Origin of the sequence: Nitrosomonas marina, from assembly GCF_900111605.1 — a bacterium.
GTDB classification, from domain to species: domain Bacteria; phylum Pseudomonadota; class Gammaproteobacteria; order Burkholderiales; family Nitrosomonadaceae; genus Nitrosomonas; species Nitrosomonas marina_A.
This window is the reverse complement of sequence record NZ_FOIA01000049.1, coordinates 1-12494: the sequence shown is the minus strand read 5'-3', so window position 1 is coordinate 12494 and position 12494 is coordinate 1. Positions and strand designations below refer to the sequence as shown.

The 12494-nt window shown below is 44.4% G+C and carries 9 protein-coding genes, 1 tRNA gene and 1 pseudogene; 1 reads left to right on the top strand and 10 read right to left on the bottom strand.

The window, feature by feature from the left end:
• On the top strand, positions 1–198 hold a 198-nt coding region (locus BMY62_RS16385; RefSeq protein ID WP_218142997.1), incomplete at its 5' end, for a hypothetical protein.
• Between the two features lie 20 nt (positions 199–218).
• On the opposite strand, the gene rpoC is transcribed toward BMY62_RS16385, so the two are convergent.
• From rpoC to BMY62_RS14920, 10 genes and pseudogenes are all read right to left on the bottom strand, one after another.
• The gene (gene rpoC / locus BMY62_RS14965) at positions 219–4430 is read right to left on the bottom strand and encodes a DNA-directed RNA polymerase subunit beta' (RefSeq protein ID WP_090661815.1); all 4212 of its coding nucleotides are present in this window, start codon (positions 4428–4430) and stop codon (positions 219–221) included.
• 111 nt (positions 4431–4541) lie between these two features.
• Positions 4542–8615, bottom strand: coding sequence for a DNA-directed RNA polymerase subunit beta (rpoB, locus tag BMY62_RS14960; protein ID WP_090661812.1), 4074 nt, complete (start codon positions 8613–8615; stop codon positions 4542–4544).
• A 137-nt stretch (positions 8616–8752) separates the two neighbouring features.
• Positions 8753–9139, bottom strand: coding sequence for a 50S ribosomal protein L7/L12 (rplL, locus tag BMY62_RS14955; RefSeq protein ID WP_090661809.1), 387 nt, complete (start codon positions 9137–9139; stop codon positions 8753–8755).
• Between the two features lie 63 nt (positions 9140–9202).
• Positions 9203–9718 (bottom strand): 50S ribosomal protein L10, encoded by a 516-nt coding sequence (gene rplJ / locus BMY62_RS14950; protein ID WP_090661807.1) that lies wholly within the window; start codon positions 9716–9718, stop codon positions 9203–9205.
• A gap of 259 nt (positions 9719–9977) precedes the next feature.
• Positions 9978–10679, bottom strand: coding sequence for a 50S ribosomal protein L1 (gene rplA / locus BMY62_RS14945; protein WP_090661804.1), 702 nt, complete (start codon positions 10677–10679; stop codon positions 9978–9980).
• Position 10680: 1 nt separating this feature from the next.
• Positions 10681–11112: a 50S ribosomal protein L11 gene (gene rplK, locus BMY62_RS14940; protein ID WP_090661801.1), complete on the bottom strand. Its 432-nt coding sequence runs from the start codon at positions 11110–11112 to the stop codon at positions 10681–10683.
• A 123-nt stretch (positions 11113–11235) separates the two neighbouring features.
• Complete coding sequence (nusG, locus tag BMY62_RS14935; protein ID WP_090661798.1) at positions 11236–11769, bottom strand: transcription termination/antitermination protein NusG; 534 nt, start codon at positions 11767–11769, stop codon at positions 11236–11238.
• A gap of 21 nt (positions 11770–11790) precedes the next feature.
• Positions 11791–12135, bottom strand: coding sequence for a preprotein translocase subunit SecE (gene secE, locus BMY62_RS14930; protein ID WP_090661795.1), 345 nt, complete (start codon positions 12133–12135; stop codon positions 11791–11793).
• 72 nt (positions 12136–12207) lie between these two features.
• A tRNA-Trp gene (locus tag BMY62_RS14925) sits at positions 12208–12283 on the bottom strand.
• A 97-nt stretch (positions 12284–12380) separates the two neighbouring features.
• Positions 12381–12494: pseudogene (locus BMY62_RS14920) on the bottom strand (elongation factor Tu); the annotation flags it as partial.

The following is a 12494-nucleotide window of genomic DNA, read 5'->3' as shown; positions in this document are numbered from 1 at the left end:
CAACGGTCAATCCACAGTCAGCCGCTTACAAACCCGTCATTGCTGTATCGCCTTCCACTCAAACCTCCAGCAACCGGCTTTCAAATTACAAGCCAAACCACTCCAGGACTCAGCACACAGCATGACCTGTCCTTCCCCAATAATCCGCTTCCCTTCTCAAAGACTACTCAGTCAGGTTCACCCTGTCAAGAAAATTGAATTCATTTACATCTTTCAGATCAAATTGTCTGTTCGTTACTTTCACTTGCTATTGTCACATCCTGATTCAAATCAGGTAATTCGACCTGTTTTTTTCGTGTATTGTGAAACGACAAACCTGTCCCTGCAGGAATCAGTCGCCCGACTATAACATTTTCCTTCAAGCCTCTTAACTCATCCTTTTTACCCATAATAGCAGCCTCGGTTAAAACCCGCGTCGTTTCCTGGAACGATGCAGCAGATATAAATGAATCTGTCGACAACGAAGCTTTTGTAATACCAAGTAACATATATTCATACGTTGCTGGTGTTTTTTTCTCGGCTATTAACCGCTCATTCTCAATCAACAAATCTGCGCGCTCCACTTGTTCTCCTTGTATGAAGGACGAATCGCCCGTACTGATGATCTGTACCCTCCTGAGCATTTGACGTACAATAACTTCAATATGCTTATCATTAATTTTTACACCCTGTAACCGATAAACATCCTGCACTTCATCAGTAATATAACGTGCCAGCGCTTCGACACCCTGCAATCTGAGAATATCCCGCGGATCTGCAGGACCATCAACAATCACTTCACCTTTGTTCACAACCTGGCCATCATGCGCCATCACATGCTTGTCTTTGGGAATTAGATACTCATGAGCAACACCTTCCAGGTCGGTGATAACAAGGCGTTGTTTACCTTTGGTATCCTTGCCAAATGACACATTGCCTGTCACTTCGGCCAGCATACCCGCATCTTTGGGTGAACGGGCTTCAAACAATTCCGCAACTCGCGGTAGTCCGCCTGTGATATCTCTGGTTTTGGAAGTTTCTTGCGGAATACGTGCAATAACCTCACCCACGCTTACTTGCTGCCCATCGCGTACCGTGATAATACATCCAATTTGGAATGTAATGCTGACAGGTTGATTGCTTCCCGCAATCTTGATTTCCTGACCCTCATCATCAAGAAACTTGACCAGCGGACGCAGCCCTTTGGATTGAATCACACCACGTCTTTTTGGATCAATAACAACAAGTGTTGACAGACCGGTTACTTCATCTATTTGCTTTGCAACTGTCACGCCTTCTTCGACATTCTCAAAACGTACCTTTCCGGTATATTCTGTAATGATAGGACGTGTGTGCGGATCCCAGGTTGTCAGTATCTGTCCGGCTTTAACACTTTCACCGTCGCGAACAAGCAATGTTGCACCATAAGGTGCTCGGTGGCGCTCACGTTCACGGCCATTTTCATCGGTAATTACAACTTCACCACTACGTGAAATTGCGATTAACTCATTTTGTGCGTTGGTCACATATCGCATTGTCGAGGAATATTGTACAACGCCGCTCGATTTACTTTCTACTTGACTCGCAACCGCTGTCCGTGATGCAGCACCACCAATATGGAATGTGCGCATGGTTAATTGTGTACCTGGCTCACCAATGGATTGTGCTGCTATCACACCAACAGCCTCACCTACATTCACAAGTGATCCGCGACCCAGATCCCTGCCATAACATTTGGCGCATAAACCATAACGTGTTTCACATGTCAGCGGGGTACGCACTTTTACTTCATCAATTCCATATGATTCAATAAGGTCAACGGCTGTCTCATCAAGCAGGGTTCCTGCAGGATATAACACTTCCTGGTTTTCAGGATTGACTACATCGTTTACGATAACGCGTCCTAATATACGTTCACGCAGCGCCTCTATGATTTCACCGCCTTCAATGAGCGCTTTCATGTTGACACCTTCAACTGTATTACAATCTTCCTCTGTCACTACCAAATCCTGCGTGACGTCTACTAAACGGCGTGTTAAATAACCAGAGTTTGCCGTTTTCAGGGCAGTATCAGCCAGGCCCTTGCGTGCACCGTGTGTAGAAATAAAATACTGCAATACATTCAGGCCTTCGCGGAAATTTGCTGTTATAGGTGTTTCAATAATAGAACCATCAGGTTTTGCCATTAAACCACGCATACCGGACAGCTGTCGTATTTGTGCTGCTGAACCCCGAGCTCCGGAATCCGCCATCATGTAAATTGAATTAAACGATTCTTGCAGTACTTCATTGCCAGATTCATCCAGTTTCACTTGACCTGTTTCTTGCTCAAGCACGCGCTCGACCCCTAGTTGCTCCATCATGGCCTTGGCAACCTGATCACCTGCTCGCCCCCAGATATCAACGACTTTATTGTAACGTTCACCCTGAGTCACCAATCCAGAAGTATATTGCCCTTCTATTTCTTTCACTTCTTTCTCTGCAGCAGCAATCAGATCGCTTTTCTGCTTAGGTATCAACATGTCATCTGCACAGATTGAAATACCAGCCTTGGTAGCGTAGCTAAAACCGGCATACATAAGTTTATCTGCAAAAATAACAGTTTCCCTCAATCCACTGCGTCTAAAACTGGCATTGATCAGTCTTGAAATTTCCTTTTTCTTGAGGGTTTTGTTCAGTAATGAAAACGGCAGTCCAGGTGGAAAATTTTCAAACAGCAGTGTACGTCCCACTGTTGTTTCATAACGAGTTATTTTTTCGCGTTGTTCACCATCTGTATCTGTATCATATTCCTTGATACGAACATTTATTCTGGCGTTTAATTCAACCTGGCGGCTTTCATAGGCGCGCGAAACCTCACTGATATCCGAAAAAAACATGCCTTCTCCGCGGGCACCCACTTTTTCGCGTGTCGTGTAATACAAACCCAGCACAATATCTTGAGAAGGTACAATTATGGGTTCACCATTTGCAGGTGATAATACATTATTGGTTGACATCATCAAGGTTCTGCATTCCATCTGTGCTTCAAGAGACAATGGCACATGAACCGCCATTTGGTCTCCATCAAAGTCGGCATTGAATGCAGCGCAGACCAAAGGATGTAATTGAATGGCCTTGCCTTCAATCAGCACCGGCTCAAATGCCTGGATGCCTAGACGATGCAGTGTTGGTGCACGGTTGAGCATCACCGGGTGTTCTCTGATGACCTCTTCGAGAATATCCCAGACGACCGGGCTCTCATTCTCCACTTCGCGCTTCGCTGCTTTAATGGTGCTGGCGATTCCCATTACTTCAAGCCTGTTAAAAATAAAAGGCTTAAACAATTCAAGCGCCATTTTTTTAGGCAGACCACACTGATGAAGTTTGAGCTGTGGGCCAACAACAATTACCGAACGTCCGGAATAGTCCACGCGCTTGCCCAAGAGATTCTGGCGGAAGCGACCACCCTTACCTTTGATCATATCAGCCAGCGACTTTAAAGCACGCTTGTTTGCGCCAGTCATTGCTTTACCCCTTCGGCCGTTATCCAGCAAAGAATCGACTGCCTCTTGCAACATACGCTTCTCATTTCTGACAATAATCTCCGGAGCTTTTAGTTCCAGCAAACGCTTTAAGCGATTGTTCCTGTTTATCACACGCCGGTAAAGATCATTCAGATCCGATGTTGCAAATCGCCCGCCATCCAAGGGTACCAGCGGCCTCAAATCTGGGGGCAACACTGGCAGAACAGATAATATCATCCACTGAGGCTTAATACCCGATTTATTGAAGGCCTCAAGAACTTTCAGCCGTTTGGATATTTTTTTAATTTTGGTTTCTGAACCCGTGCTCTCCATTTCACGGCGCAGGTTATCTATTTCTTCATGTATATCAAGATTAGCCAATAAATCCCGTACAGCTTCAGCACCCATGGCAGCACTAAAATCATCGCCATATTCTTCGGTTTTAGCCAAATAATCATCTTCCGTCAACAACTGGCAACGGATCAGCGGTGTCATTCCAGGGTCTGTCACAACATATGCTTCAAAATAAAGAATACGTTCAATATCACGCAATGTCATGTCCAGCACCATACCCAGACGTGAAGGCAGGGATTTCAAAAACCATATATGTGCGACAGGTGATGCCAACTCAATATGTCCCATACGCTCACGGCGTACTTTGGACAATGTCACTTCAACACCACACTTCTCACAAATTACACCACGATGCTTGAGGCGCTTGTATTTACCACACAAGCATTCATAGTCTTTTACAGGACCAAAGATTTTTGCACAAAAAAGGCCATCTCTTTCGGGTTTGAATGTACGATAATTAATAGTTTCAGGTTTTTTGACTTCACCATATGACCATGAACGAATTTTTTCTGGCGATGCAAGGCCGATACGAATCGCATCGAATTCTTCTTTGTGGGTAACCTGTTTAAATAAGTCTAGCAGTGCTTTCATCTGTCACTCCTGTTTTTCAAGAGGCAATACAATTATTGAATATTTGCAGCTTTCACGTTCTATCGTAGAAAGCCTTACCTTCAAAATGGTGTCACTTTTAAGTCCTGGCAATTAATCCTGCTCCAGATCAATATCCATTCCCAGTGAGCGTATTTCTTTTACCAGTACATTAAATGATTCTGGCATACCTGCATCAATTTTATGATCTCCCTTGACTATGCTTTCATATACTTTTGTACGCCCCGTTACATCATCGGATTTGACAGTGAGCATTTCCTGCAGTGTATAGGACGCGCCATAGGCCTCCAGCGCCCAGACCTCCATTTCACCAAACCGCTGGCCTCCAAACTGGGCCTTACCACCTAGCGGTTGTTGTGTAACAAGACTGTATGGACCTGTTGAACGCGCATGCATTTTGTCGTCAACCAGATGATGAAGCTTCAAGACATGCATGTAGCCGACAGTCACCGGGCGATCAAATGCTTCCCCAGTCCGTCCATCGTAAAGTGTAATCTGGCCTGAACGTGGCAAATCAGCGAGCTCGAGCATGTTTTTAATTTCTTCCTCAGTAGCTCCGTCAAAAACGGGGGTTGCAAATGGAACACCTTGAGTTAGATTTTGGGCCAGCGATAAAATTTCTTCATCTTTTAACGAATCAATCTCTTCTTTTTTGCCGCTTTTGTTATAAATTCTGTCCAGAAAAGTTTTTAATTCAGCCGCACTCTTTTGTTCTTGCAACATCTTTTCAATTTTTCTACCCAACCCCTTTGCAGCCCAGCCTAAATGAACCTCAAGAATCTGTCCTACATTCATTCGCGACGGCACGCCTAATGGATTCAGCACAACATCCACTGGTGTTCCATCAGCCATGTAAGGCATATCTTCAAGCGGTACTATTTTTGAAATCACACCTTTATTACCATGGCGCCCAGCCATTTTATCGCCGGGTTGCAGGCGCCTTTTAACTGCAATGTAAATCTTTACCATTTTTTGAACGCCGGGCGGCAACTCATCACCCTGGGTGAGTTTCTTCTTTTTCTCTTCGAAAGCTTCATCAAAAGCTTTTCGTTTCAGCGCCATGCTTTCACGCATCTGTTCGAGTTGAATACTTGCCTCTTCATCCGACAAACGAATATCAAACCAGAAATGGGGATCCATATTGTGCAAATATTCAGCTGTAATTGTCGTCCCTCTTTTAATTTTTTGAGGACCGCCCGTAGCCGACTTACCGATCAGCAAACGCTCAATTCGCGCAAATGCATCTTCTTCCACAATCCGCATCTGATCGGCCAGGTCTTTCTTGTATCTGCTGAGCTCATCGTCAATGATTTGCTGTGCACGTTTATCGCGTTCGATTCCTTCTCGCGTAAATACCTGCACATCAATAACAGTTCCAGAGATACCGGACGGCACCCGTAAGGATGTATCCTTAACATCAGAGGCTTTTTCCCCGAATATGGCTCGTAATAGTTTTTCTTCCGGCGTTAACTGGGTTTCTCCTTTTGGCGTCACTTTACCGACAAGTACATCACCTGCCTCTACTTCTGCACCGATATAAACAATGCCGGATTCATCCAAGCGACCTAGCTGCTGTTCTGATAAATTGGGGATATCAGATGTAATCTCTTCAGTACCAAGCTTAGTATCGCGACTGACAACGGATAGCTCTTCAATATGGATTGAAGTAAAACGATCTTCCGAAACTATCCGCTCTGAAATTAGAATCGAGTCCTCAAAGTTATATCCATTCCACGGCATGAATGCCACAAGCATATTTTGTCCCAGCGCCAGTTCACCCATATCTGTTGAAGCACCGTCTGCAATCACATCACCTTTTGCAATCTGATCACCGGTTTTTACAAGTGGTCGCTGATTAATATTCGTATTCTGATTGGAACGCGTATATTTGATCAGGTTATAGATATCGACACCCACTTCCCCGGCACTTGTTTCAGCATCGTGAACACGCACAACAATTCTGCTTGCATCAACGTAATCGACAATTCCCCCCCGATCAGCTCGCACAGTCGTACCGGAATGAACAGCCACAACACGCTCGATCCCCGTACCAACCAGTGGTTTTTCCGCACGCAAGCAAGGTACAGCCTGACGCTGCATGTTCGATCCCATTAATGCACGGTTAGCATCATCATGTTCCAGGAACGGTATGAGTGAAGCTGCCACAGACACAATTTGCGCTGGCGCCACATCAACGTGCTCAATACGTTCGGGAGAAGAAAGAGTAAATTCATTTTTATGCCGGCACGATACGATCTCACTGACGAATTTTCCGTCCCCATCAAGCGCTGCGTTGGCCTGAGCTATGATAAATTTACCTTCCTCAATCGCAGACAAATAATGAATTTCATCGGTTACACGGCCGTCCATCACCTTGCGATAGGGTGTTTCGATAAAACCGTACTCATTGGTACGCGCATACAAGGCAAGTGAGTTGATCAAACCGATATTTGGCCCTTCGGGTGTCTCAATAGGACAAACGCGGCCATAATGCGTCGGATGAACATCCCGTACTTCAAAACCCGCTCGTTCACGCGTTAGTCCGCCAGGACCCAATGCCGATATTCGGCGTTTATGCGTGATCTCCGATAGCGGATTCGTCTGGTCCATAAACTGTGACAACTGGCTGGACCCAAAAAACTCACGCGCCGCAGCAGATACCGGTTTTGCATTGATCAAATCGTGTGGCATTAAATTTTCAGATTCTGCCTGACTCAACCGCTCTTTTACAGCACGTTCAACACGTACTAAACCTGACCTGAATTGATTTTCAGCCAGCTCGCCTACAGATCTGACACGACGGTTGCCCAAATGGTCTATATCATCTATTTCACCACGACCGTTTCGTAATTCCACGAGAATTTTAATAACTGCTACAATATCTTCATTTGATAAAGTTTGTGAACCGGTCAATTCTTCCCTGCCTACACGACGATTAAACTTCATTCTGCCTACCACAGATAAATCATAGCGATCAGAAGAATAAAACAGGCCTCCAAATAAAGCCTTGACGGCCTCTTCTGTTGGTGGCTCTCCAGGACGCATCATCCGATAAATAGCAACCTGAGCCGTTGTCTCATCTATTGTTTCATCGATTTTGAGTGTCTGGGAAATATATGGACCATAATTCAGATCATTGACATACAATGTATTGATTTTGCGAATATCCGCTTCTTTGAACTTGACCAGCATGTCATCGGTAATTTCATCATTGACCGATGCAATAATTTCCCCCGTCTTCTGATCAATTACATTATGAGCAAGTATCCTGCCAAGTAAAAATTCTTCAGGTACTTCAAGCTGATTCATCTTGGCTTCCTGCAATTCACGGATATGCCTTGCCGTTATTCGTTTGTCTTTTTGTACAATTACTTTACTATCACTGGTTTTAATATCAAAACTGGCTATTTCGCCTCTCAAACGCTCGGGTATAAGATCAAAAGAAATGGAATTGCCATTGAAGGAAAATCCATCAAAAATAAAAAACTCTTCCAGTATCTGCTCAACCGTATAACCTATCGCTTTAAGCAATGTTGTCACAGGCATTTTGCGGCGGCGATCAATTCTGAAAAACAGACAATCCTTTGGATCAAATTCGAAATCAAGCCATGAACCACGATAGGGAATAATTCGTGCAGAAAAAAGCAATTTACCTGACGAATGGGTTTTGCCACGATCATGCTCAAAAAACACGCCTGGCGAACGGTGTAACTGTGAAACAATGACGCGTTCAGTTCCATTTATCACGAATGACCCCGTATTGGTCATCAATGGGATTTCACCCATATAAACTTCCTGCTCTTTCACCTCCTTAACTGTCGGTTTGGATATTTCTTTGTCCATGATTGTCAATCTCACCTTAGCCCGCAAGGACGATGCATAGGTTAAACCGCGCTGCTGGCATTCTTTAACGTCAAAAACCGGCGCACCCAATTCATAGCTTATAAAATCCAGGCGCGCGTTTTTGGTATGACTTTCAATAGGAAAAATAGAATTAAAGGCAGCTTGCAAACCTTGGTCTTTTCGTTTATTAATTGGTGTATGCTCTTGCAAAAAAGAAGCGTAGGATTCGAGCTGAGTTGAAAGAAGAAAGGGAATAGGCAGGACACTATCCCGTTTAGCAAAACTTTTACGGATACGTTTTTTCTCAGTGAACGAATAACCCATTGATTTTCTCCGGGAGAAAAGAATAAAGAACTACGGAAAGTACTAAAACACAGATGAATCTGAAAACATCAGACAAATGAAACACCAAAGGCTGGCAGCAAAATTTGCAGCCAGCCTTACTACGTCTAGCAATAAAATTATTTGATTTCGCAGGTTGCGCCTGCTTCAACCAGTTGTTTTTGGATAGCTTCGGCGTCTTCTTTTGAAACACCTTCCTTGATTGGTTTCGGTGCGCCATCGACCAAATCCTTGGCTTCTTTCAATCCCAGACCCGTAACTGCTCTAACCACCTTAATTACATTTACCTTGCTTGAACCTGCCGCAGTCAACATAACGGTAAACTCAGTTTGTTCAGCGGCAGCCGGTCCACCGCCACCACCACCGCCACTCGGCGCTGCTACTGCAACAGCTGCTGCCGCTGCTGAAACGCCGAATTTTTCTTCCATTTCTTTAATAAGCTCTGACAGTTCAAGCACTGTCATATTTGCTATTGCATCTAAAATTTCATCTTTGGATACTGCCATTATTTTCTCCTGGTTATAAGCTGATAAATATAACTGATATATCTTTGTTAAGAAATTGAGTGATTATTTACTGTCACGTACCGCTGCCAGACCGCGTACAAATTTTGTAGGCACCTCATTCAGTGTTTGCACAAATTTAGCAATTGGCGCCTGCATTGTTCCCAGCAGTTTTGAAAGCAACTCGTCTCGGCTCGGAAGGGCTGCCAGCGCAGTTACATCTTCCCGCGACATTACGCTTTCACCCATCGCGCCAATTTTTATCACAAACTTTTCATTTTCTTTTGAAAATTCATGCAAAACTTTGGCGGCAGCAACAGGATCCGAGCTGATACCATACGCAAGTGGGCCAACCATATGCTCCGAAAGTTCTGCATAAGGCGTCCCCTCTACAGCGCGTCGCACCAATGAGTTTTTAATGACGCGAAAATATATACCTGCTTCACGTGCTTTTGCACGTAATTGCGTCATTTGACCAACTTCCATTCCTCGATACTCAGCCATGATAATAGCCTGCGCACTTGCAACTTGTGCACTGACTTCTTTCACGATGGCTTTTTTCTCTTCAAGATTAAGACTCAAGGTTCATTCTCCATCAGTAAAAGCAGTTTTCAGATTCAGTTGTTTATACAGCTGGTTTCCGAAGACTGCACACTGGCGACCTTAAACCAGGAAAAATTCCTGTTTGGGTACACCATCTGCGTTGGGTTCTAACAATCGACTTAACAACAACATCATGCTCATTAGAGTTTAAGCATTTACAGTGAACAGACTGCCCCAACGGTCTTTGATAACCCATCCAGTGGTTTTCGAAGGCAATAACAACCGGATGGCCCAAAGTTTATTGTTGCTGCAATATAGTTGCCTGATCTATGCGCACACCAATACCCATAGTGCTGGATACTGATACACGCCTCAGATATGCGCCCTTTGAAGTTGCCGGTTTGGCTTTATTCAACGCATCAACCAGTGCAGCAAGATTTTTTTTCAATGCTTCAATCTCAAAAGATGCCCGACCGATTGTGCAATGCACAATGCCTGTTTTATCTGCACGAAATTGAACTTGCCCTGCCTTTGCATTTTTAACGGCGGTAGCCACGTCAGTTGTCACAGTACCTACTTTTGGATTGGGCATTAAACTGCGCGGCCCAAGAATCTGGCCAAGCTGGCCTACAACACGCATTGCATCCGGACTCGCAATGGCGACATCAAAATTAATGTTTCCTGCCTTAACTTCAGCAGCCAGATCCTCAAATCCGACAATATCTGCACCCGCCTCTTCTGCCGCTTTAGCATTATCACCTTGCGCGAACACAGCTACCCTAACAGTTTTACCTGTCCCGGCAGGCAATACGACAGAACCACGCACTGCCTGGTCTGATTTTTTTGCATCAATCCCGAGATTAACAGCTACATCGATTGATTCATCAAATTTTGCATTGGCAGTATCTTTGACCAGGCTCAATGCTTCATCTAGCAAGTAAATCTTATTCCGGTCTACTTTTTCTGAAATATTCTGATATCGATTGGATTTACGTGTCATTTTATATACCCTCGACCTCGATACCCATACTTCTCGCGCTGCCGGCAATTGTTCGAACTGCCGCATCCATATCTGCTGCGGTTAGATCGGGTGTTTTAGCTTTTGCGATTTCCTCAACCTGGCTTCTGGTCAATTTTCCAACTTTATCAACATGTGGCTTGGCACTGCCTTTTCCAACACCAGCCGCTTTTTTGATAAGCACCGACGCAGGAGTTGTCTTCATCACAAATGTAAAACTTTTATCCGCATAAGCCGTGATCACAACAGGAACAGGCAAACCTGGTTCCAATTTCTGTGTCGCTGCATTAAATGCTTTACAGAATTCCATAATATTCAATTGACGCTGACCAAGTGCCGGACCAATAGGCGGACTCGGATTAGCCTTGCCGGCAGGAACCTGCAGCTTGATATATCCTATGATTTTTTTTGCCACTGATGCTCTCCTAATTGGGTGATCACGAGTAATAAACTCTCCCCTGTTTGAAATACAATTACCGATTTGACATTCAGAAACGGAAACAATCTAGTATTGAACGAGTACTACCGCAATATTCTACTAAGACTTTTCGACCTGATTAAAATCAAGCTCAACAGGCGTCGGTCTTCCAAATATGGATACTGATACCCTGAGCTTGTTTTTTTCGTAATTAACGTCTTCTACGCTACCGTGAAAATCTGTAAACGGTCCATCTTTCACCCGAACTGCTTCTCCGAGCTCAAACAGAATTTTAGGCTTGGGTTTTTCAATCCCCTCCTGAATTTGGTGAAGTATATTGTCAACTTCCTTTTGGCTGATCGGGGTCGGTTTCATTGCAGAACCACCTACGAATCCAGTCACCTTGTCAGTATTTTTGACCAAATGCCACGTCTCATCAGACATTTCCATTTCAACCAGCACATACCCCGGGAAAAATTTGCGCTCGCTGATATTTTTCTGTCCACCCTTCATTTCAACCACTTCTTCAACGGGTACCAGAATGCGTCCAAATTTTTCCTGCATATCCGCCCTGTTGATACGGTCGACCAATGCCCGCTGCACACTTTTCTCAAAACCAGAATATGCATGCACCACATACCATTTTTTGCTCATTTTATATCCAGAAGAATGCGGTCAAACATCCTGATCCATCATTAGCTTGACAATCGACATCAGTGCCGCATCTATTAGCCATAAAAATAATGCCATCGCCACCACAAATGCAAAAACCACACCCGACGTTTGCAATGTTTCTTTGCGATTCGGCCACACTACTTTCCTGGTTTCTTCGGAGGATTCTCTACAAAACAAATAAAAGTTTTGTCCTTGCGTCGTATAACGTCCCACAAAAGCTGCTAACAGCAATCCCACAAGCACTGACAGCACACGAATTACCATTGCGCTTTCACTCAAGTAGGTAAACCCGACAACACCGGTTAAAATGAAAAAAAATACAAGCCCAAGCTTTAATCTGTTCACGCTTATGAACCCTTCACGTTTTCTTATCAAACAATGTATGAAAATGACTTGAGTGAGATTTCATGTGATTCTTGGCAGGCCAGGAGGGCATCGAACCCCCAACCTTCGGTTTTGGAGACCGACGCTCTGCCAATTGAGCTACTGGCCTTCTTAACATGGGAAGTTATTCGCCATAGTTGGCTATGGCTGAATTCTAAACTAATCTCTCAGATCTACTCAACAATCAATTATATTTTTTACTCTAATTATTCTATTATCTTGGCAACCACGCCGGCACCGACCGTTCTACCGCCTTCCCGGATCGCAAAACGCAAACCCTCGTCCATCGCAATCGGCGCTATCAGATTCACCGTCACCGA